This is a genomic window from Nocardia terrae, assembly GCF_009760405.1.
GTDB classification, from domain to species: Bacteria; Actinomycetota; Actinomycetes; order Mycobacteriales; family Mycobacteriaceae; genus Nocardia; species Nocardia terrae.
The window spans coordinates 618,280-640,862 of record NZ_WRPP01000001.1; the positions used below are offsets into that span (position 1 = coordinate 618,280).

Annotated in this window: 18 protein-coding genes; 11 read left to right on the forward strand and 7 right to left on the reverse strand. The window is 69.3% G+C overall.

Annotated elements, in window-relative coordinates; translation table 11 throughout:
- The first annotated feature begins 200 nt into the window (after positions 1-200).
- From GPX89_RS02745 to clpX, 6 genes are all read left to right on the forward strand, one after another.
- The gene (locus GPX89_RS02745) at positions 201-1,427 is read left to right on the forward strand and encodes a DUF7373 family lipoprotein (RefSeq protein ID WP_157354892.1); all 1,227 of its coding nucleotides are present in this window, start codon (positions 201-203) and stop codon (positions 1,425-1,427) included.
- Between the two features lie 96 nt (positions 1,428-1,523).
- A complete protein-coding gene (locus GPX89_RS02750) occupies positions 1,524-2,093 on the forward strand; it encodes an FKBP-type peptidyl-prolyl cis-trans isomerase (protein WP_157354893.1) in 570 nt (189 codons plus the stop codon).
- 244 nt (positions 2,094-2,337) lie between these two features.
- On the forward strand, positions 2,338-3,741 hold the full coding sequence (gene tig / locus GPX89_RS02755; protein ID WP_328601442.1) for a trigger factor: 1,404 nt from the start codon (positions 2,338-2,340) through the stop codon (positions 3,739-3,741).
- A gap of 377 nt (positions 3,742-4,118) precedes the next feature.
- Complete coding sequence (locus GPX89_RS02760; protein WP_157354895.1) at positions 4,119-4,700, forward strand: ATP-dependent Clp protease proteolytic subunit; 582 nt, start codon at positions 4,119-4,121, stop codon at positions 4,698-4,700.
- A 101-nt stretch (positions 4,701-4,801) separates the two neighbouring features.
- A complete protein-coding gene (locus tag GPX89_RS02765; RefSeq protein WP_033086575.1) occupies positions 4,802-5,425 on the forward strand; it encodes an ATP-dependent Clp protease proteolytic subunit in 624 nt (207 codons plus the stop codon).
- 373 nt (positions 5,426-5,798) lie between these two features.
- A complete protein-coding gene (gene clpX, locus GPX89_RS02770; protein ID WP_157354896.1) occupies positions 5,799-7,079 on the forward strand; it encodes an ATP-dependent Clp protease ATP-binding subunit ClpX in 1,281 nt (426 codons plus the stop codon).
- A gap of 107 nt (positions 7,080-7,186) precedes the next feature.
- Here clpX and GPX89_RS02775 read toward each other — a convergent pair whose 3' ends face one another.
- The 6 genes from GPX89_RS02775 to GPX89_RS02800 form a co-directional block, all read right to left on the reverse strand.
- Positions 7,187-7,804 carry a dihydrofolate reductase family protein gene (locus tag GPX89_RS02775; RefSeq protein ID WP_157354897.1) on the reverse strand — a complete coding sequence of 206 codons (618 nt, stop codon included), beginning with the start codon at positions 7,802-7,804 and terminating at the stop codon, positions 7,187-7,189.
- Positions 7,805-8,002: 198 nt separating this feature from the next.
- Positions 8,003-8,542 carry a hypothetical protein gene (locus tag GPX89_RS02780; protein ID WP_328601443.1) on the reverse strand — a complete coding sequence of 180 codons (540 nt, stop codon included), beginning with the start codon at positions 8,540-8,542 and terminating at the stop codon, positions 8,003-8,005.
- 73 nt (positions 8,543-8,615) lie between these two features.
- Entirely contained in the window at positions 8,616-8,987 is a 372-nt protein-coding gene (locus GPX89_RS02785; RefSeq protein WP_157354898.1) for a nuclear transport factor 2 family protein, read from the reverse strand.
- A gap of 101 nt (positions 8,988-9,088) precedes the next feature.
- A complete protein-coding gene (fdhD, locus tag GPX89_RS02790; RefSeq protein WP_157354899.1) occupies positions 9,089-9,901 on the reverse strand; it encodes a formate dehydrogenase accessory sulfurtransferase FdhD in 813 nt (270 codons plus the stop codon).
- Positions 9,898-12,198, reverse strand: a complete 2,301-nt coding sequence (locus GPX89_RS02795) for an FdhF/YdeP family oxidoreductase (protein ID WP_157354900.1) — start codon at positions 12,196-12,198, stop codon at positions 9,898-9,900. The genes fdhD and GPX89_RS02795 overlap by 4 nt, the downstream gene beginning before the upstream one ends.
- Before the next feature lie 490 nt (positions 12,199-12,688).
- Positions 12,689-13,150, reverse strand: coding sequence for a hypothetical protein (locus GPX89_RS02800; protein WP_157354901.1), 462 nt, complete (start codon positions 13,148-13,150; stop codon positions 12,689-12,691).
- 85 nt (positions 13,151-13,235) lie between these two features.
- Here GPX89_RS02800 and GPX89_RS02805 point away from each other — a divergent pair, with 85 nt between their 5' ends.
- The 4 genes from GPX89_RS02805 to GPX89_RS02820 all read left to right on the forward strand — a co-directional run bounded on the left by GPX89_RS02805 (position 13,236) and on the right by GPX89_RS02820 (position 20,683).
- Entirely contained in the window at positions 13,236-13,703 is a 468-nt protein-coding gene (locus GPX89_RS02805) for a hypothetical protein (RefSeq protein ID WP_157354902.1), read from the forward strand.
- Positions 13,700-15,004 (forward strand): hypothetical protein, encoded by a 1,305-nt coding sequence (locus GPX89_RS02810; protein ID WP_157354903.1) that lies wholly within the window; start codon positions 13,700-13,702, stop codon positions 15,002-15,004. The genes GPX89_RS02805 and GPX89_RS02810 overlap by 4 nt, the downstream gene beginning before the upstream one ends.
- Positions 15,001-17,523 carry a serine/threonine-protein kinase gene (locus GPX89_RS45285; protein WP_157354904.1) on the forward strand — a complete coding sequence of 841 codons (2,523 nt, stop codon included), beginning with the start codon at positions 15,001-15,003 and terminating at the stop codon, positions 17,521-17,523. The genes GPX89_RS02810 and GPX89_RS45285 overlap by 4 nt, the downstream gene beginning before the upstream one ends.
- A gap of 100 nt (positions 17,524-17,623) precedes the next feature.
- Complete coding sequence (locus GPX89_RS02820; RefSeq protein WP_157354905.1) at positions 17,624-20,683, forward strand: FAD-dependent oxidoreductase; 3,060 nt, start codon at positions 17,624-17,626, stop codon at positions 20,681-20,683.
- A 19-nt stretch (positions 20,684-20,702) separates the two neighbouring features.
- On the opposite strand, the gene GPX89_RS02825 is transcribed toward GPX89_RS02820, so the two are convergent.
- Positions 20,703-21,950 carry an FHA domain-containing protein gene (locus tag GPX89_RS02825; protein WP_157354906.1) on the reverse strand — a complete coding sequence of 416 codons (1,248 nt, stop codon included), beginning with the start codon at positions 21,948-21,950 and terminating at the stop codon, positions 20,703-20,705.
- Positions 21,951-22,144: 194 nt separating this feature from the next.
- Between GPX89_RS02825 and GPX89_RS02830 the strand changes: the two genes are divergently transcribed.
- The gene (locus tag GPX89_RS02830; protein WP_157354907.1) at positions 22,145-22,555 is read left to right on the forward strand and encodes a hypothetical protein; all 411 of its coding nucleotides are present in this window, start codon (positions 22,145-22,147) and stop codon (positions 22,553-22,555) included.
- The last annotated feature ends 28 nt before the right edge of the window (positions 22,556-22,583 follow it).

Here is a 22,583-nt window from a genome sequence, read left to right on the forward strand (position 1 = left end):
CTGAGATGCTCCCGTATGCCCAGGGCGGTCGCAAACATATTTCCGTCTGAATTGGATGTCGTGTCCTCGACGGACTATTACAGACCGGTCGCGATCGCGCGGTAAACGCTTACCGCACAACGCAGTTGCGCCCACACTCGAAAAGGTTCGTCCGGCGACGGGTCTCGCCGGACCGGAACTGCTATGACGGGGGTGGCGGTATGCGCCGATCCGATCCGACGGTCCGGCGCGCGCACGCTGCCCGGGTGCCGGTGTTCTCGATCGCGCTGCTGGTCAGCGCCTGCACGATCGCGGGTGTGCCGCGGCCCGCGCCGCCGCAACTGGGCGGCCTCGACCTCGGCGGCTACAGCGGCCGACCCCTGGCCGCGGCGAGCGACACCGGGGAAACCTACAGCGCGCTGCTGGAATCGGCGCGGATGTCGGACGCCGTGGTGTCGCCGCGCGCGATCGACCCGGCGCTGCGAACCATCTCGGCCGTGCCGGTGCCGACCCCCGCGGCGGCGGTCGGCATCCTGGCCGACGTCAACGCCGACACCCTCGCTCGATACGGCATGCTGGCCGGGTTCAGCATCGGCGGCACCGATGCCGAGAGCGAGCCGCCGGTGATCGGCGCCTCACGGTCGGTGCGTCTCACGGTGCTGCGCGTGCGCGACAACACCGCGGCCATCGACGCGGCCCGGCAGATCGACGCGGCCGACTTCGCGGTCAACCGCGACAATGTCGAGGTCCCTTTCCCCGAATACTTTGCGACATACGGTCATTGGCGACCCTACGTGCCGACCATGGCCGCCACCCTTGCACACGGCCCGTTCGTCGTCACCCTCTTCGTCACCGCCGCGACCACCGATCACGACGCGCTGAGATCCCTGGTCACCGCCGCCTTCGACGCGGAGCTGCCCCGCCTGGACGCCTTCACCCCGACCCCAGCCGACCAGGTGCCCGCACTGCCGCTCGACCCGACCGGACTACTGAGCCGGGTGCTGCCCTCCGACCCCGGAAAATGGCCCTACCCAGAGCTTTTCGTGAACGACGGCGGCCGCATCGCGGGGTGGGGCGGCAAGCGCAGCGCGACCGGAGTGGTGTACGGCCCCGTCGAGGCCGCCGTTGCGCTCGACCTCGCCGAGTCCACCCCCGAGGCCATGGCCGTCGGGGATTCCGGTCGGCTGCTTCGTTTCTCCGACGCGGTGGCCGCGCATCGGGCCCTGAGCCGATTCACGGCCGTGAACCGGTCCGAGGCGTCACCGCCGTCCGGCGTGCCGGACGCGGACTGCCAGCAGGATCGGGTCGAGGAATCGCAGGGTGGGCAGCGGGCGGTCGTCTGCGAGGTGCAGTACGGCCGCTACCTGGCCTTCGTCTACGGTCCGGATCAATCGGCGGCGCACCGGAGGGCGGCCGCGCAGTACGCGGTCCTGGTCGACGCCGGCTGATTCGGCCGCGCCCTCCCCGGCGCGAACCGATCCGTCCGTGTAGGTTCGGCGCGGCGTCGCAATCGCTGCGGCAATCCGGACTGGACAGGAGCGGGAATGCGCTTGGTGGGCAAGGTCGGTGCGATCGGTGCGGTCGCGGCCGCGCTGGTGCTGGTGGCGGGTTGCGGCAGCAGCGGCAAGGACGACAAGTCGGCCTCGGCCACGTCGACCACGGCGGCCAAGACGTCGCAGACGTTCACCGTCGCGCTGCCGTCGACCGACGGCAAGGACTGCTCCATCAAGGTGGAGGGCGGCTTCGGCGAAGCGCCCAAGATCACCCTGCCGGACGGCTGCCAGCCGCCGAAGGAACTGTTCACCAAGGACCTGGTGACCGGCACCGGGCCGGGAGCGGCCGCCGGGCAGGCGCTGAGCGCCAACTACACGCTGGTCACCTGGTCGGACAAGAAGAAGCTGGACAGCTCCTTCAGCCGCGGCCAGACCTTCGACCTGACGCTGGGCGCGGGCAAGGTCATCAAGGGCTGGGATCAGGGCCTGGTCGGCATCCAGCAGGGCACCCGCCGCCTGCTGGTCATCCCGCCGGATCTGGGCTACGGCCAGGGCGGCCAGGGCATCAAGCCCAACGAGACCCTGGTCTTCGTCACTGACGCCGTCAAGGTCGGTAAATAGCTCCCCCGCCTCCCCGAGACTTTTGCCGGTCGTTGGGAGCCTCACCTGTCTCGTACCGGGCTGCCGGTAAGTGCCGGGTCGGTTTTTGGGCGTGCCCGACGAGTTACCCGGTCGGAACTAAATCAGTCGTCGCGTCCCCTACGCATCCGATTGCGGGTCCGATATGGCGTTCGACTAACCTGGTCGGGATGCGTTCGGGGGGAACCTAGACGTCAACCATGAACAACGAACAAGGAGCATGTCCGTGAAGAGCACCGTCGAGCAGCTGAGCCCGACTCGGGTCCGCATCAATGTCGAGGTGCCCTTCGAGGAGCTCAAGCCGGACTTCGACCGCGCCTACAAGGCCCTCGCGCAGCAGATCCGTATCCCCGGCTTCCGTCCGGGCAAGGCGCCGGCCAAGCTTCTCGAGGCCCGTGTCGGCCGTGGCGCGGTGCTGGAGCAGGTCGTCAACGACGTGCTGCCCAAGCGCTACAGCGAGGCCGTCATCGAGACCGAGGTGAAGGTCATCGGCCAGCCCGAGATCGAGATCACCAAGATCGAGGACGGCGAGGAGCTGGCCTTCACCGCCGAGGTCGACATCCGCCCGGAGATCACCCTCCCGGACTTCTCGACCATCAAGGTCGAGGTCGAGCCGATCGAGATCACCGACGCCGACATCGACGAGCAGCTGCAGTCGCTGCGCGCGCGCTTCGGCACCCTGAAGTCGGTCGAGCGGGCCATCGAGAACGGCGACTTCGTCTCCATCGACCTGTCCGCCACCGTCGACGGCGAGGCCGTCGAGGAGGCCAGCACCACCGGCCTGTCCCACGAGGTCGGCTCCGGCCAGCTCATCGAGGGCCTGGACGAGACCCTGGTCGGCCTGAAGGAGAGCGAGTCCAAGGACTTCACCTCCAAGCTGGTCGCCGGCGAGCACGCGGGCAAGGAAGCCGTCATCACCGTGACCGTGCAGTCGGTCAAGGAGCGCGAGCTGCCCGAGGTCGATGACGAGTTCGCCCAGCTGGCAAGCGAATTCGACACCGTCGACGAGCTGAAGGAAGACCTGAAGACCCGCGTCGAGCGCGTCAAGAAGGTCACCCAGGCCGGCGAGATCCGCGACAAGGTGCTCGAGGCCCTGCTCGAGACCGTCGAGATCCCGCTGCCCGAGGGCGTCGTCAAGGCCGAGGTCGACGCCGTCGAGCACGACGCCGTCCACGGCTTCGACCACGACGAGGCCAAGCTGGCCGCGGCCCTCGAAGAGCAGGGTTCCTCGCTCGAGGAGTTCAAGAAGGACACCAAGGAAGCCGCCGAGAAGTCGGTCAAGACCCAGCTGCTGCTGGACGCGGTCGCCGAGGCCGAGAACACCCAGGTCGGCCAGGACGAGCTGTACGAGCGGATCATCTTCCAGGCCCAGCGCTACGGCATGAGCCCGGACCAGTTCATCCAGCAGATCCAGCAGGCCGGCCAGCTCGGCGCGGTCTTCGCCGATGTCCGCCGCGGCAAGGCGCTGGCCGGTGTCGTGGTCCAGGCCGCCGTCACCGACACCGCGGGCAACACCGTGGACACCGCCGAGATGTTCGGCAACCCGGCCGAAGAGGCCGAAGAGGTTTCCGCCGAAGAGCTCGCGACCGTCGCCGACGCGACCGAAGCCGCCGAGGCCGAGGCCAAGTAGGAAACGAATCCGACCCGGCCGCGAGATCGGCGACGCGAGCCCGGAAATCCGTGCGTGACAGGGGTGGATGGGCGAGGATCGCTGAGACCGCGCGGCAGGCGAGAGCCGGGTCGCACAGCGCAAGTCCATTGTCCGAATCCGGCCCGCGTCACCGCGACGCGGGCCGGATTCGCGGCCGGGGTCTCAGGGGCGGGAGCCCCTGAGAGCCTTACCGAGAGTTGGGGTATAGGTTTGCGCTGTGAGCGAAGCAGGGCGGTACCGGGAGTTCGGTGCCGCCCTGCTTCGTTAGGGTTTGTGTCAGCGAATCAGTAGGGGCTTGTAACCGAGCCGTTGAGAGAGGGCAGGTATCCGTGACAATTTCTCAGGCAGGGGTGCAGATGAAGGCATCCACGGCTGTTCTGACGCTCAATGATTCGGTGTACGAGCGCCTGCTGCAGAATCGAATCATCTTCCTGGGCCAGCAGGTGGACGACGATATCGCCAACTGGCTGTGCGCCCAGATTCTGCTGCTGTCAGCCGAGGATCCCACCAAGGACATCTCGCTGTACATCAACTCGCCCGGCGGTTCGGTGACCGCGGGTATGGCCATCTACGACACCATGCAGTTCGCCGAGTGCGACATCCGCACCGTCGGCATGGGCCTGGCCGCCTCGATGGGACAGTTCCTGCTCGCCGCGGGCACCAAGGGCAAGCGTTTCGCGCTGCCGCACGCGCGGATCATGATGCACCAGCCGTCGGCGGGCATCGGTGGTTCCGCCGCGGATATCGCCATTCAGGCCGAGCAGTTCGCGTACACCAAGCGTGAGATGAACGAGCTGCAGTCGCAGTTCACGGGCAAGTCCGTCGAGCAGGTGACCGCCGACGCCGACCGTGACCGCTGGTTCACCGCGGCCGAGGCCCTCGACTACGGCTTCATCGACCACGTGATCACCCACGCGAGCCAGGCGAACGGCAACTAGGTCCGCACCCCACACAGACTTTGGAGACGCGTATGTCCAACATGATCGATCCGCGGGCCGCGGGCATCACCTTCAGCGCCGCCGGTTCCTCGCTCAACCAGATGCAGATGCCGCAGGGCCGCTACATCCTGCCGTCCTTCGTCGAGCACTCGAGCTTCGGCGTCAAGGAGTCCAACCCGTACAACAAGCTGTTCGAGGAGCGCATCATCTTCCTCGGCGCGCAGGTGGACGACACCTCCGCGAACGACATCATGGCGCAGCTGCTGGTGCTGGAATCCCTTGACCCGGACCGCGATATCACGATGTACATCAACTCGCCCGGTGGTTCCTTCACCGCGCTGATGGCCATCTACGACACCATGCAGTACGTGCGCGCCGACGTCGCGACCGTCTGCCTGGGCCAGGCCGCCTCGGCCGCGGCCGTGCTGCTCGCCGCCGGCGCCCCCGGCAAGCGCGCCGCGCTGCCCAACGCCCGCATCCTGATCCACCAGCCCTCCACCTCGGGCGGCATCCAGGGCCAGGTCTCCGACCTGGAGATCCAGGCCGCCGAGATCGAGCGCATGCGTCGCCTGATGGAGACCACGCTGGCCCGCCACACCGGCAAGGACGCGGATGTCATCCGCAAGGACACCGACCGCGACAAGATCCTGACCGCCGACGAGGCCAAGGATTACGGGATCGTGGACACCGTCTTCGAGTACCGCAAGCTCAGCGCCCAGAAGTGACGGGCTGAGCGCCCAGTAGTGATTCGCGCGGGTGGCGGAGACGGCGTGTCGCCGCCACCGGGGCGATAGGATTGGACTCGTTACTCATGTAACCGGGGCCAATCCTGGTGAAGTAATTCACCAGGTCGCGGAAGTCATTTCGAGCCGCGAACGGTGAGTCCACGCACATGTCCGACGGGAAACGTGCTCAAGTTGTCGACCTCGGCCGACTCGAGCGGGTACGGTCACTCTAGGGCCTTTGCTCGTGGTTGTCGGCCAGTCCGACCGCCGTCACCCCATCGCAGGGTGGCGGCACAAGCTCTACAAAAGGTGGGTAGTCACCGGCAACCAAGACAGACGGTTGCACGCGGACAAGGAAGTAGGGACCCAGGAGATGGCGCGCATCGGTGATGGCGGCGATCTGTTGAAGTGCTCGTTCTGCGGAAAGAGCCAGAAGCAGGTCAAGAAGCTCATTGCGGGACCGGGGGTGTACATCTGCGACGAGTGCATCGACCTGTGCAACGAGATCATCGAGGAAGAGCTCGCCGAATCCAGCGAGGTCAAGCTCGACGAGTTGCCCAAGCCCGCGGAAATCCGTGATTTTCTCGAGCAGTATGTGATCGGGCAGGATTCCGCCAAGAGAACGCTAGCCGTGGCTGTTTACAACCACTACAAGCGAATTCAGGCGGGCGACAAGGGCCGTGACTCCCGGGGCGAACCGGTCGAGCTGGCCAAGTCCAACATTCTGATGCTCGGCCCCACGGGCTGTGGCAAGACCTATCTGGCGCAGACCCTCGCGAAGATGCTGAACGTTCCGTTCGCCATCGCGGACGCGACCGCGCTCACCGAGGCCGGATACGTGGGCGAGGATGTCGAGAACATCCTGCTCAAGCTCATCCAGGCCGCCGACTACGACGTGAAGCGCGCCGAGACCGGCATCATCTACATCGACGAGGTCGACAAGATCGCCCGCAAGTCGGAGAACCCGTCCATCACCCGTGACGTCTCCGGTGAGGGCGTGCAGCAGGCGCTGCTGAAGATCCTGGAGGGCACGCAGGCGTCGGTTCCGCCGCAGGGCGGCCGCAAGCACCCGCACCAGGAGTTCATCCAGATCGACACCACCAACGTGCTGTTCATCGTGGCGGGCGCGTTCGCGGGTCTGGAGAAGATCGTTCAGGATCGAGTCGGCAAGCGCGGCATCGGTTTCGGCGCGGAGGTCCGCTCCAAGGCCGAGATCGACACCGCCGATCACTTCGCCGACGTCATGCCCGAGGATCTGATCAAGTTCGGTCTGATCCCCGAGTTCATCGGCCGTCTGCCCGTCGTCGCCTCGGTCACCAACCTGGACAAGGACTCCCTGGTCCGTATCCTGGCCGAGCCGAAGAACGCCCTGGTGAAGCAGTACGTGCGCCTGTTCGAAATGGACGGCGTGGACCTGGAATTCACCCAGGACGCTCTGGAAGCCGTTGCGGATCAGGCGATCCTGCGCGGCACCGGTGCTCGTGGCCTGCGCGCCATCATGGAGGAAGTGCTCCTCCCGGTCATGTACGACATCCCCAGCCGGGATGACGTGGCCAAGGTGGTCGTGAACGCCGACACGGTGAACGACAACGTGCTTCCCACGATCGTGCCCCGGAAGCGTCAGACCCCGGAACGCCGGGAGAAGTCGGCTTAACCCGGAACAACGCTCGGGCTCTCAGGGGCTTCCCCTGAAACCCCTTCCACAAGCCGAACCGGCTCCGCGAGAATTCCTCTCGCGGAGCCGGTTTCGTTTTCGACGGTTCAGTCCTCGGCGCCCACGGTGCCGTAGGTCGGGGCACCCTGCTTGCGGTAGGTCACCAGGATCGCGCCCTTGGGGGTGATGCGGGATTCGGTCACCGTGAAAGCGGTGGGCCGGGCGTTCTCGGCGAAGAAGCGTTTGCCGGTGCCGAGGACGACCGGGCAGATCCAGAGATTGAGGGTGTCGACGAGATCGGCGGCCAGCAGGGACTGGGCGAGCGCGCCGCTGCCGTGGACCTGGAGTTCGCGGCCGGGCCGGGCCTTGAGTTCGGTGACTTCCTTGACCAGGTCGCCGTGCAGCAGTTCGGTGCCGGACCAGTCGGCCTTTTCCAGGGTGCCGGTCGGCACATACTTGGGGAGGTCGTTGAGCTTGTTCGCGATCGGGTGGCCGGGCGGATTGTGGTGCGGCCAGTAGCCCGCGAAGATCTCGTAGGTGCGGCGGCCGAGCAGGAAGGCGTCGGCGCGTTCGAAGACCGAGATGATGAATTCTCCGAAGGCTTCCTCGCCGTAGGGCGCGGACCAGCCTCCGTGCGTGAACCCCCCGCTCGGATCTTCCTCCGGTCCACCCGGTGCCTGATACACACCGTCGATGGTGACGAACTGGGTGACCGACAGTTCCATGATGTTCTCCTGTGGGCGTTCCGTCGCAGTGGCAACACCGCCGGATCGCCGTGGAGTCGGTGACGGTCGGTGGAACCGATCGCGCCCGTCGCGGGAATCGCCGTTGATCCCCCGTGGTTCGCCGTTGAACCTTTACTCCGTTACTCCGGAAATCGGTGTGTTGGTCTCACCTGTTACGACGGTGCGGCACCGGAGAATTCATCGGCGCGGGGGCTGCTGACGGCGCGGAAATCTCAGGGTGAAGGGGGCGGGCTCGGGGACCGGGAAACGCTCGCGGGGAGCGACGAGCAGGATCGCCCCGGCCAGCACCGGGAGCAGTAGGACGGCGAGCACGTCGAAGGTGTAGCTGAGGGTGGTGAGCGCCTCGGGGCGGTGGAAGGCGTGATAGATGAAGTGCGGGACCCCGAAGACCAGCCAGCCGAAGCCCGCCACCCGGGCGATGACGCTGTCGCGGTACCACAGGGCCGCCCCGGAGATGGCTCCCAGGGCCAGGAAGAAGGCCCCGACATCGGTGATCAGGTGGTGGTTGTAGGGTCCGTCGCCGCGCACCCAGTGCAGGCCGAACGGGTAAGAGTCGTAGAACGATTCGGGTGCGACGACCGCCCACAGTCCGGTCAGCGCGCCGACCGCGGCCAGGAAGCCCAGGATCGCGAACAGCGCGATCCACCGCCGCCGGTTCACTTCCAGCCGGAAGTTCACTCGCACGCCGTCTCCGGTGCCGCGCAACGAGATCCGCACAGGCCCTCCCGCCCTCGCCGAATCACTGTGCTGCCACCGTAATTCGGGGAGGGGGAGGGGACAACCCCGTGGGCTAGATCTGCTCCATCTTCAGATCGTCGGGGCCCCAGTAGGCCCGCATGGTGACGATCTTGCCCTCGTCGTTCAGTTCCATCACGTCGATGGGCGCGAGGGTCATGCGGTGCCCATTGGACACGGTGACGAGGGTGAAGTGCGCGGCCACCTTGTTGCCGGCCACCTTCGCGGTGTGCAGCTCGGTCTCGCGGTCGAGGCTCTCGAGCGCCTTGTACAGTTCGCCGATGGCCTCGTGGCCGCGGCGTTCCGGGGTGCCGATCGGGTCCTCGACCACGGCGTCCTCGGCGTAGAGGTCGACGATCGCCGACGTGGGCCCGGTGGCTACCAATTTCACGTATTGCTCGACCACATCCCGGGGCTGCGCTGCCATGGAAGACTCCCATCAAAAGTGAAACGTGTTCTACTGCGGAGAATAACAGCCGGGCGGCGCGTAGGGACCCCGCTGCCTCACCCTGTGGAACGCCGGGGCGCTCACAGCGCCAGGCGGTGATCCCCGGTGTAGACGTTCATGGTTTCGCCGCGCAGGAAACCGACCAGGGTGAGCCCGGCGTCGGCGGCCAGGTCCACGGCCAGGGAACTGGGGGCCGAGACCGCGCCGAGCAGGGGTATGCCCGCCATGACGGCCTTCTGGACCAGCTCGAAGGAGGCGCGGCCGCTCACCATGAGCAGCAGATCGTGTGCGGGGAGCCGGTTCTCGCGCAGCGCCCAGCCGACCAGCTTGTCGACGGCATTGTGGCGGCCGATGTCCTCGCGGACCGCGATCGCGGTGCCGTCGGCGGTGAACAGACCCGCCGCGTGCAGGCCGCCGGTAGCGTCGAAAACCTGCTGACGGGAACGGAGTTCGTCGGGAAGCTTGGCGAGGGTGTCGATCTCGACGCGCGGGGTATCGGCGGGCAGCGGATGCCGGATACGGGTGGCGACCTCGTCGAGCGCGGTCTTTCCGCACAGGCCGCAGGCGCTGTTGGTCAGGAACGGGCGCGGCGTGACGGGAACCGGAGTGCGGAGCTGGACGTCGAGCACGTTGTAGGTGTTCTGCCCGTTCTCGTCGGTGCCCGCGCAGTAGCGGGCGCTGACGATGTCCTCGGCCGAGTCGATGATGCCCTCGGCGTAGAGGAACCCGTGGATCAGATCGATGTCCGCGCCGGGCGTGCGCATGGTGACGGTCAGAGACTGTCCGCCCGTGCGGATTTCGAGCGGTTCCTCCACGGCCAGGGTGTCGGGCCGGGTGATGGTGCCGGTGGGGGAGATTCGGAGGGTACGGCGACGCGCGGTGACTCTGCTCATGCGGTGTGGACGTGGTGTTCGAGGCGGATGGTGACGGCCTTGGAGACGGGCGTGTTCGAGCGCAGGGCGACGTGATCGAGGGGGATCAGGGGATTGGTCTCGGGGTAGTAGGCGGCGGCATTGCCGCGCGGGGTGGAGTAGCCGACCAGGCGGAAGCCGGTCACCTTGCGCTCCACGCCGTCGCCGAACTCCGAGATCACGTCCACCAGATCGTCTTCGGCGAAGCCGAGGGCGGTGATGTCCTCGGGGTTGACCAGCACCACACGCCGTCCGTTGTGGATGCCGCGGTAGCGGTCGTCGAGGCCGTAGATGGTGGTGTTGTACTGGTCGTGGCTGCGCAGGGTCTGCAGGATGAGCCGGCCCTCGGGGACCGGCAGCCAGTGCAGATCGTTGGCGGCGAAATTGGCCTTGCCGGTGTCGGTGCGGAATTCGCGGGCGTCGCGGGGCGGGTGCGGGAGCTGGAAGCCGTTGCGGCCCCGGACCTTCGCGTTGTAGTCGGCGCAGCCGGGGACGACGTTCGCGATGGCGTCGCGGATCTTGTCGTAGTCGCGCTGGAACTCCGCCCACGGCACCGGATGCTCCGGCCCGAACAGTTCCTGCGCCAGCTCGCACACGATGGCGACCTCGCTGCGCAGCTGGTCGCTGACCGGGGTCAGACGGCCGGTGGACAGGTGCACCATGGACATCGAGTCCTCGACCGAGACCTGTTGGCGCACACCGCCCTGGGTGTCCTCGTCGGTGCGGCCCAGGGTGGGCAGGATCAGCGCGGTGCGCCCGTGCACGACGTGGCTGCGGTTGAGTTTGGTCGAAACCTGCACGGTGAGTTCGCAATTGCGCAGCGCCGCCTCGGTGACCTCGGTATCGGGGGTCGCGGAGACGAAGTTGCCGCCCATGCCGACGAACACCTTGCCGCGGCCGTCGCGCATGGCGCGGATGGCGTCCACGGTGTCGAAGCCGTGTTCACGCGGGCTGGTGATGCCGAATTCCCGGTCCAGGGCGGCCAGGAAGGTTTCGGGCATCTTCTCCCAGATGCCCATGGTGCGGTCGCCTTGCACATTGGAGTGCCCGCGCACCGGGCACACGCCCGCGCCGGGCTTGCCGATCATGCCGCGCAGCAACAGCAGGTTGGTCGCCTCCTCGATGGTGGCGACGCCGTGCACCTGCTGGGTCAGGCCCATGGCCCAGCAGATGATGGTGGACTTCGATTCGGCCAGCAGCTTCGCGGTGCGGTCGAGGTCTTCGCGGGTCAGGCCGGTGGCCTGTTCGACGACGGCGAGATCGACCGCGCGCATCTGCTTCTCGTATTCGGCGAAGCCCGCGGTGTGCGCGTCCACGAAGGCCCGGTCCACGACGGTGCCCGGCGCACGGTCCTCGGCTTCGAACAGCAGCTTGCCCAGACCCTGGAACAGCGCCATATCGCCGCCGAGCCGGATCTGCAGGAAGTCGTCGGCGATGGTGATGCCGCCGGTGAAGCCCTTCACGGTCTGCGGGTCCTTGAACCCGATGAGCCCGGTCTCGGGCAGCGGGTTGACGGCGATGACCTTGGCCCCGTGCGCCTTCGCCTCGCCCAGCGCGGAGAGCATGCGCGGGTGGTTGGTGCCCGGGTTCTGCCCGGCCACGATGATCAGGTCGGCCCTGGCGAAGTCGTCGATGGTGACCGAGCCCTTGCCGATGCCGATCGAGCTGACCAGCGCCGTGCCCGAGGATTCGTGGCACATGTTCGAGCAGTCGGGCAGGTTGTTGGTGCCGAAGCTGCGGACCAGCAGTTGGTAGAGGAACGCCGTTTCGTTGGCGGTGCGGCCGGAGGTGTAGAACGCGGCCTCGTCGGGGGAGTCCAGGCCGCGCAGGGTGTCGGCGATGAGGCGGTAGGCGTCGTCCCAGGTGATGGGGGAGTAGTGGGTGTCGCCCTCGCGCAGGACCATCGGGTGGGTGAGGCGGCCCTGCTGGCCGAGCCAGTAGCCGGACTTGCCCGACAGCTCGTCGATCGAGTGCTCGGCGAAGAATTCCGGGGTGACGGTGCGCAGGGTCGCCTCTTCGGCGACGGCCTTGGCGCCGTTCTCGCAGAACTCCGCCGGACGGCGTCGACCGGTCGGTTCCGGCCAGGCGCAGCCGGGGCAGTCGAAGCCGTGCCGCTGATTCACCCGGGCCAGCGTGCGGGCCGTGCGGGCGACGCCCATCTCCTCGACCGCGCGTTCCAGGGCGACGGTGACCGCCTTGACGCCCGCGGCCGCGGTCTTCGGCGCGGTGACTTCGAGCTTGGACTCGTCGATATCACTCTTCGGCGCGGAACGGTGCATGGTGACGATTGTCCTCTCCGGAGCGATGGGGTGTCCCAGTCGGTACCGCAATCGTAGGGTGCACGGCTGGCAGAGTGAGCGGACTGGTCGGTCGGAGGTGTGAACGCGCGTGATCAGCACCGCGATAGACCGGGCGGTGGGGGCGTGTGTGGCCTTACCATCGAACAAGCGAGGTCACGCCGATGACGAAAATAGCGCGTTCCGGTCGGCGTGCCGGTGGGGACCGGCATGCGAAACTGTCCCGCGCGGTGAGACTTTCACCCCGGACCTTACACCTCATCCTGCTGCTCGCCGGTGCGATCGTCCTGGTTGTTCCCGCGGGTATCGGATGGGCCGATCCGAGTGCGACCCAACCGGTCCCGATCACCACGGTGTCCGCACCGGCGCCGCAGGAGCGCGCGCCGGCGAAAGTCCCCTCTACTACGGTTAATCCGCCGAAGAACGACTGCACCACGCCCAACTGCACCGGAACCAGTGACGGCGTACCGGGTCAGGGCGGCGGCAACTCTTGCGACGATCCCACCAAATGCACTGGCGGCGGCACCAGCGACGGCAAGTGCACGGGCGAGGGCTGCCTGAAACCGGAGTACTGCTGGGACGGTTCGGTCAAACCCTCGGGCGGAACATGCCCGACCTCACCGGCTCCCAAGCCCAAACCGGAGTACTGCTGGGACGGTTCGGAGAAGCCCGCGGGTGGCACGTGTCCGGCCTCGCCCAAACCGCAGCCGCAGCCGGAGAAGTGCTGGGACGGTTCGGTGAAGCCGTCGGGCGGGACGTGTCCGACCTCGCCCCAGCCCCAGCCCCAGCCGCAGCCGGAGAAGTGCTGGGACGGTTCGGTGAAGCCGTCGGGCGGGACCTGTCCGACCTCGCCCCAGCCCCAGCCGCAACCCGAGAAGTGCTCCGACGGTTCGGTGAAACCGTCCGGAGGCAGCTGCCCGACCACCGATGTCAAGCCGGGCGGGACGACTCCGGCGCGGCCGCCGACGGGGAATCAGCCACAGCCGCAACCCAATCCGGTGGTACCCACCACTCCGGTCGTGACCACCGCCCCGGCGGTGCCGCCACCATCTACGCCGGAGGTGGCTCCGCCCAGCGCGGAGCCCACGACTCCGGTGCCGACAACGCCTGTCCCGGCGCAATCCTCGGGGCTTTCCCTGAATCCGCCCGCGGTGCCGCCGGGCGCGCAGGTGACGGCCAGCGGCAGCGGCTGTGATCCGGGTTCGGATGTACGCCTGACGATCGGCGGCGCGAACGTCGGCGACACCAAGGCCCGCGCGGACGGCGGATTCGAGACCACCCTCACCACCGGCGGCGCCGAGATCGGCCAGCACGAGGTGACCGCCGAGTGCGGCGCGAAACTGGCCGCGGACCTGGACATCGTGCTGGTCAGCCAGGTCGGCGGTGGCGCCGCCACCATGACCGTGCTGCTGTTCTTCCTGCTCGTCGGCGGCTGGTTCTACGGCCACCGCCTGATCTCCCATCTGCCGGCACGGAGGCCCCGATGACCAGCCGCACGCGCCCCTGGACCGGCCTCGCCGGGCTGGTGCTGACCGTATTCGTCGCGCTGGCAGCGTTTTTCACGCCCGGTGCCGCGCACGCGGCGGGCGGGGTGAGCGCGCAGGCGACCATCGACGGGCGCGCCATCGCGGGCGCGAACGCGGGCGATCCGGTGCGCCTGGATCCGAAGAAGGTGGTGCTCGTCGTCGTCGAGATCACCAACGGGACCTCGAATCCGGTGTCGGTCCGGCGGGTGGACCTGGCCGGGCACGTGCTCGGGCTGAACTTCTACTCCTATTCCACGACAGTCGAATTGACCGTCGCGGCGGGAAAGACCGACAAGCTGACCTACCGGTTGGATCCGGCGGGCCTGGACGGTCAGGCCACCGGGCTCATCGGCTCGGATCTCACCTTGATCGGCTCGGACGGCAAAGCCCTCACCGCCGCGCACACGGTGATCGATGTGCGCGGCTCGCTGCTGTCGGTGTACGGCCTGTTCGGCATCATCATCGCCGTCCTCACCGGCCTCGCCATCGCCGACGCGGCGCTGACCGTTGCGCGCCACCGGCTTTCGGTCAATCGCTGGCAGCGCGGGCTGCGCTTGCTGGCCCCCGGCGTCGGGATCGGCCTGATGATCGGCTTCACCGCCTCGGTGGCCCGCTGGTGGGTGCCCGGCACCGCGCTGTGGCTGTCGCTCGCCGCGGCCACCGCTGCGATCTTCTTCCTGGCCGGGTACCTCTCGCCGACGCCCCGGCAAGCCGATGACCTGGGCCTGGACCCCGAAGACCTCGCCGCGGCAAGGGAACTCGACGCCCAGGGCTTCGCGGCCGCCCCGCCGAATCCGGGCGTGCCGTTTGCGCCGCCCGGCCCCAATCCGCCCTACGGCGGCACCCATCCGGACCTGCGGCCGATCGGCCAGCCGGGCGGCACCTTCCGCGACTTGGAACCGATCGGTCCGCCGGGCGTCGACGCCAACGCCGCCACCCAGGTCGTGCGGAACAGTCCCTATCCGGGCAGCGGGCCGCTCGCCACGGCGATGAATCCGCATTCGGGTGGCCTGCCGGCCGTGAGCCGTCCCGGCGCGTCCGCCGAACCGTTCCGGTATTCGGCTGCGGGCGTGGACGATTCGAGCACGGCCTACCCCTCGGGTCCGGTGCGGCCGCGCGGGCCGCGCGGGCTCGGCGAGACCACGATCGGGCCGGGGGTGAACCTCGGCAAGGCGGACCCGGCCGGGGCCGGACCCGAGGATGACGAGCCGACGATCCAGAGTTCCTCCAAAGGATTTCCGGCCGGGGGAGCGGGTCGATGACCGTCGGGAACCTGACCGACGCCGATCTCGCGCGGGTGCGGGCGGCCCTGCCGGGCTACGAGATCGGCGGGCAGATCGGGCGGGGCGGCTGCGGTGTCGTGCTGGCCGGGATCCATCGCGGGCTCAACCGCAGGGTCGCCATCAAACAGATCCCGCCGCAGTTCGCCGACGACATGCAGGTGCGGCGGCGGTTCGTGGCCGAGGCGCAGATCATGGCCGCACTCGACCACCCGCACGTGGTGCCGGTGTACGACTACGTCGAGCACGACGACATGTGCCTGCTGGTGCTCGAGTACCTGCCCGGCGGCACCGTCGAGAACCGCTTCATCACCGCGGGATTCGAGGCGACCGCCGCGCTGGCCGTGGCCCTGTCCTGCGCGGCCGGACTCGACGCGGCCCACCGCGGCGGCATCCTGCACCGCGACGTGAAACCCTCCAACCTGATGTTCGCCGCCAACGGCGCGCTCAAGCTCACCGACTTCGGCATCGCCAAGATCGTCGGCGGTGACGAGACGCTGGTGACGCGGGCGGGCGAGATCATCGGCACCCCGTCCTACATCGCCCCCGAACAGGTTCGCGGCCAGCAGCTTTCCCCCGCCACCGACGTGTACGCGCTGGCGACCATGCTCTACCAGCTGCTCTCGGGCGTACTCCCGTTCCCGCCAGGCTCCGACGCCCTGGCCATGCTGTTCGCCCACGCTTACGGTGACCCGGTTCCCCTCACCGAGGTCGCCCCCTTCGTCCCCCACCCCATCGCCGAGGCCGTCATGCGCGGCCTGGCCCCCGACCCCGCCGACCGCTACGACACCGCCGAAATCTTCGGCATCGCCCTCGCCGAGCCCGCCGCGCACCTGTGGGGCGCCAATTGGCTGACCCCCGTGGGCATCCCGGTCATCGGCGCGGACACCATCGTCGCCGCCGCGACGGGCGGCTCCCGCGGCGCGCGCGGCTTCGCCCAGTACACACCGCAACCCGGTTCGATGGCACCGGGCCCGCTGACGCCGCCACCCGGTGCGGCGGCCCGGGGCCCCGGGACCGGTCGGCCGACTCCGGGCCTGCGTTCCGGTCCGCTCACCCCCACGCCACAACAGCGGCCGCCCCGATTCGCGCCGCACGCCGCCACCGCGGACTCGGTGTCGAGGGAGGAGTTGCGGCAGACCCCCACCCCTCCTGACCTTGCCGCGCCGCGTTCGGAACCTCGGGCCGATGCGCCGCAATCCCGTTCCGGCCGTGAATTCTTCGCCCCGCAGGACGGGCCGGGCGACCGAGGCGATAGTCCGTCGTCGCGGTCCGACGCTCCCCGCGCGCCGATCGGTCCGTCCGATGCGCCGCATCGGGTCCCGAACCCACAAGGGGGCGCCGTCGCGCCGGGGCCGCCTCGTTCCGGCTCGCGCAGCGCTCCGACACAGCGCGCGGATGCGGGGCTGGGAATGCGGCCCGCGCTGGGAAGTCCGGCACCCCGGCAGGGGGGTACGGTTCCGCCGGGGCCCGTTGGGCCGGGCACATCGTCAGGTCAAGGGGCGGGATTCGGCCGCGGTTCCTCGCCGAGGAGTGGCGACGCCGTGCCCGGCGGTACCGGGAGGCAGGCGGGCGCTCAGGGAAACGTTGGGGCGGAGCCGGGAAATGCCGGGGCACCGGGCTTCGCTGGGGCCGGGGCGAGAAACGTCAGGGCACCCGGTTTCTCGGGGGCCGGGCCTATGGTGGCTATGCGGCCCAAGGAGCCGATTCGGCATGGCGGGGCGCGGCTGGCCGAGGTGGCGCGGGCGGATCTGGTGCCGGTGCGGAAGGTGGTCACGCTGCCGTCGCCGCGGGTGCCGTTCCTGGCGGCGTCGATCCTGGCGGTGGTGACGGGTGCGGCCGCCGTGCTCGGGTTCGGTGCGGCGGATCGGAATGTGCCGCCCGCCGGAATGATTCGCATCGGTGGGGTCGATCCGGCGGCGGGGACCGTCGACCTGGACCTGTCCAAGCCGGTGCCGATCACCGTCACCGGGGCAGACGCGGACGCGGCGAAGTTGTCGGTGGAGGTGCTCGGTGTGCGCGCCGGGGGACAGAGCGCGACCCTGCGGAACGGCATGGGAGAGATTTCCGCCCCGGTGAATCGATATGTGCTCGCCGGGCAGCTGACCGGCGAACTGGTCTTGTCGCGCAATGGGTCTCAGACGGCGGCCTATCGGTTCGCGATGCGGACGAATCAGCGGTCGACGACCACGGCGACCGCGGTCGGCATCCTGCTGTTGCTGTTGTTCGCGGGCGCGTACGCCGAATCCAATGCGCGCACGCTGCGCCGCGGCAGCGCGCGATTCGCCTCGACGGTGGGTCTCGCGATCAGCACCGGCCTGCTCGGTGCGGCGGCGGTCGGCGCGGCCTGGGTGCTGCTCGGACACGAGCCGACGGTGCTCGGCCTGATCGCCTGCGCCGCGGGCGGTGTCGCGACCGGGCTGGCGCTGGCCACCGGATGCCGCCGGGTCGGCAAGCGCTACCGCTATGTGCGGATCCAACGACTGCGGGAGCGGGCCTGAAAGACCCGTCGCGACCGGCGTTAATGCGGCCCGGCACCAGGCGATATACGCACGAGCACAGCGCGGTCGGTGATCGCGCGCGGAGAAGTGGGGTAGCAGCATGGCGGGGCGACCGGTCATCGAGATCCGCGAGTGGGGGCGGCCCGCGCGGCGGCGGATGCTCGACGGGCCGATCATCTTCGGACGCGAGGGCAGCCACGAAGTCCTGACCGACGGCGGCGTTTCGCGCAAGCACCTGCGCCTGGTGCCGACGCCGACCGCGCTGTCGGTGGTCGATCTCGACAGCCGCAACGGCACCACCGTGAACGGGGTGCCGCTGACCGGGCGGCGGGAACTGGTGACCGGCGACGTGGTCCGGCTGGGGCGCAGCGAGATCCTGGTGCTGCACGTGCCCCTCGCCGATGCCGAGGTATTCGAGCACGCGGCGACCGAGCTGGGGCCGTCCGGGCCGCTGCCGCGCCCGCCGGGCGGCGTGGCGGTCGTCCCGCGCTGGGTGGCCGTCGCCAACCGCGTGCTCGACATCGACCCCACCGGTGAGCGAAACATGTTCCCCGCCTTCACCGAACTGCCGAGCCGCATTCCGCTGCCGGTCTGGCGGACGGCGCGATTCCTGAGCATCACCGTATACCTGGCGCTCATCGTCACCCTGTTCGCGCGGCCCGCCGCCGGGCTGTTCTGGTTCTTCAAGGTCGTGGTCCCGATTCTGCCCGGGCTGTTCCTGATCGCGCCGGGCCTGTGGCGCAACACCTGTCCGCTCGCGGCCACCAATCAGCTGCCGCGCCTGTTCCGGTTCACGCGGGCGGCCACCCCGCCGGTGTGGATGCAGCGGCGTGGTTATCTCGTCGCCGTCGCCCTGTTCTTCGGCATCGCCGGATCCCGGGTGGCGGGCCTGGACCGCAGTGGAATCGCTACGGGCCTCGTCCTTTCCGCCGTTCTGCTGGCCGCCTTCACCGGCGGTGTCGCATTCAAGGGCAAGAGCGGCTGGTGCAGTAGCATCTGCCCGCTGTTCCCGCTGCAGCGCGCCTACGGGCAGACCCCGTTCGTCACCATCGCCAACAACCATTGCCAACCCTGCGTCGGTTGCGCCAAGAACTGCTTCGATTTCAAGCCGCGCGCCGCCTACCAAGCCGATATGGCCGATCCCGAACGCGGCTGGAGCGCGCCCCGCAAACTGTTCGCCGCGGCGCTGCCCGGATTCGTCCTCGGGTTCATGGTGCTGGCCGGACATTCGAATCTGCCTGTGCTGAACCGGTATCTGGTGCTGGCGGTGTTCATGCTCGCCGCGATCGGCGTCTTCTTCGCGGTCGAGGCGCTGACCGGTGTCAGCGCGGCCATGCTGTCCGCGATGTACGCGGTGCTGGCGTTGAACGTCTTCTACTGGTTCGCCGGGCCGGTCTTGCTCGGCTCGTTCACCAGCCTCACCGGAGTGGGCGGGGTGGCCTGGCTGCGCTGGCCGATCAGCGCTCTCGTGCTGATCGCGACCGTGCTGTTCCTGGCCCGCACCCGGGTCAGCGAGCTGCAGTACGCGTTGACGACCGGCACCCGCACCGAACCGGTCCTGCTGCCCTTCCCACGCCCCCGCGCCGACGAGAAGCCCACCGCCACCGGCCCTTCGGTGATCCTCGACGGGACGACGGTGGCCGCCGAGACCGGCGCGAGCCTGCTCGAACTCGCCGAACGGGCGAACCTGCCGCTGGAAGCGGGCTGCCGCATGGGCGTCTGCGGTGCGGACCCCGTGGCCATCCTCGACGGCGCGGACCAGCTCTGCGCACCCACCTCGGACGAGCGGAACACGCTGCGCCGCCTGGGTTTCGCGGCCAATACCCGCATGGCCTGCTGCGCCCGCGTCGAGGGCGGCGGGGTCCGGGCCTCGCTCACCCCCGAACCCGGGCACGGAAACGGCGACCGCCCGGCGCATTTCGACCGCTCGCTGATGAGCCTGGTCGTCATCGGCAACGGCATCGCCGGCGTGACCGCCGCCGACTTCCTGCGCCGCGGCCATCCGGACTGCGAAATCCACCTGGTCGGGCGGGAATCCCATGACTTCTACAACCGCATGGGCATCTCCCGCCTGATCCCCGGCCGCTCCGCCATGCAGGGCCTGCACCTGCTGCCCGAACAGTGGTACGAGGAGCATCGCATCCACCCGTGGCTCAATACCCTGGCCACGCACCTGGATCCGCGCGCCCGGCGCGTCCGGCTCGGCACCGGCGACGTACTGCCCTACGACCGGCTGATCCTCGCCACCGGAGCCGCGGCGGCGCTGCCGGAGATCGAGGGACTGCACCGCCCCGGCAGTTTCGTGCTCCGCGAAGCCGGGGACGCCCTGCGGATCCGCGCCTACGCCCAGCAGCGCGCGTGCACCCGCGCCGTCGTCGCGGGCGGCGGGCTGCTCGGCCTGGAGGCGGCATACGCCCTGCACCAGTTGGGATTACGGGTCACCGTGCTGGAACGTGGTCAGCGCCTGCTGAGCAAGCAGCTCGACCCGCGCGCCTCCCAGATCGTCCTGGACCATTTCACCCGGACCGGGATCGCGGTGCGGCACCGGGCCGAAACCGCCAGGCTGACAGCCGATCCCAGGGATCACGGGGCGGGCCCGGTGCGGTACGCCGGACTGAAGGACGGCACCGTGCTGCCCTGCGAGGTGTTCCTCGCCTCCATCGGCATCAAGCCCGATATCGACCTGGCCGCCCGCGCCGGAATCCCGGTCCGCCGCGGCATTCTCGTGGACGACCGCATGCGCACCGGCGCACCGCGCGTCTACGCGGCCGGGGATGTGGCCGAGCATCGGGACCGGGTGCTCGGATTGTGGCCGATCGCGGCCGAGCAGGCGCAGGCCGCCGCGGTCAACGCGCTCGGCGGTGATCAGGTGATCGTCGCGGAGACGCCCGCGACCATCCTCAAGGGTGTCGGCCTGGAGCTGTTCAGCATCGGGCAGGTCGAGCCGCGCGGGCACGACGAGGTGATCGTGGTCGACCGGTCGCCGCAGCGGTCCTATCGCCGACTGGTCATCTCGGAGAATCGGCTGGTGGGCGCGATCGTGCTCGGCCATCATCCGGCCGACGTGGCCGCCGCGCAGCAGGCGGTCCGCGCCCGGCGAGAGGTTTCCGCGTTCGCCCGGCACGACCTCCAGCGCGGCGACTGGTCCTCGCTGCAGTGAGGAACGGCCGCGCCGAGCGCTAGGTGGTGCGGTAGGTGAGGATCCGCTCGCCGATGCGCAGACTCCACCCCGCCTTCAGCTCCATCGGCCGCTGCCCCACCCGAACCCAGTCCGCCGCACCGGGAGCCGCCACGAAGGTGCCGCCCGGCGTCCCGGCGTCGCGCACATAGACCATGCCGTTCTCGATGAAGACCCGGGCGTGCACGCGCGAGACGTGCCGATCGCGCGCGATCACGATCGGTGAGGCCACCGCGCGGCGCACCGCCTCGTCGATCAGGGGGTCGCGGCCGATCACATACGGACGATCCAGGGGATACACCGCGCCCTCGGCGCTGGCGAGCGCGCCCGGCACGGCGGCCATGGTCGAGGTGGGCGGCTGCTGACCGACCGCGGGCAGGGGCACCGAATCGTCGAACCCCTCGACGCCCGGAATGTAGGCGGCGGTCGGCGGCTGATCGTCGGGGTCCGGCCGATCCGGGCGCTGGACCGGCGGCGTCGAATCGGCCGCGGGCTGCGGCTTTTTCGCCAGATCCGGCCCGGCGGGCTGGGATGCGGGCGGCCGCTCCGGCGCTTGACGGGTCTCCGCCGGCGCCTTGCGGGCCTCGCGGGGCGCGGCGGGTGTGGCGCGTGTTTCGGGACCGGAGTCGGCCTGCGCCTCGATCCGCACCCGCTTGTCCAGTCGCGACCCCGGAGCCGGTGTGGTGGTGGCATTGCGCGGATTCGGCGGCTCGGGTTCGGCCACCGGTTCCGGCGGCGCCGCGGAAGCCGTCTGCGCGAGAACCGGTTTCGCGATCCCCGATACCGGGGCGTGCAGGACGAAACCGCCGCCCGCCACCACCCCGGACCGCAGATCGGTGTGCGCGATCTCCTCGCCCACGCCGTCCGCGATCACCGTGAGCCGTCGCACCGGATCCCGCACGATCTCGTCGGCCCAGGTCATGGCGCGCTCGCCGGACAGGGTGCGGGCGCCCTCGGGACCGTCCACCGCGGCCGTCACCGCACCGCGCAGCAGAATCAGGATCCCGCCCGCCGTCGGCGCGACCACCCCGAAGGCCGGCGGCTGCGCGGAACCGCCCGCGAACACGGTCGCCGCCAGCCGCTGCGCGATCGCGACACCCGGATCCGCGGCGGTCGCCGCGGCCTCCGCCGCACCGAGAATCCGTTCCATGGAAGGACTCTCGCCGTGCAGGAAGATGACCACGTTCCCGAACCGCGCGATCAGCCCGGCTCCCGCCATCAGCCCGACCGTCGTCGGAATTCGACCCATCCGCGCCTCCCTCTCCCGGCGCTCACAACATCGCAGCCAAGCATAGGACCGTTCCATCCGGTCCCGCAGTGACCCATCCGGTCCCGTGGCGACCCGGACCGGTGGCGACCCCATCCGGACTCGCGGCGACACGGATCCCGCCAGATTGGCGCAATGCCACCCGCGGCGGGGGCCCGCGGGCGAGGATCGAGGGCATGTTGGGCACGATCATCAGGAACACGACCGCGACCGCGGTCGGCTGCGCCGCGCTCGCGACCGTCGTCGGACTCGCCGGGCCCGCCGGCGCGACGGCCACCCGGATCGGCATCGACCCGGGCATCAGCTTCGGCATGGCCAGCAATTACGGCACCGGCTGCAGCTACGACCTCGACGGCTATGTGGACGATCCGTCCACGCCGGTCGTCTTCTACGACAACAGCGTTCCCATCGGGGTGGCCAGGCCCTCCGGCGCGCTGGCCCAGATCCGCTGGACCCCTGCCACAACCGGTCAGCACCGGCTGCAGATCTGGCAGTACCATCCCGACAGCGAGGACGTCTTCCCCTACGTCGACATCCACGTCGGCACCGGCATCGCCACCGGCTCCGGCTGCAACGTCTTCAACTGATCTGGGACCCAGGCGCGGGGTCCGGCTG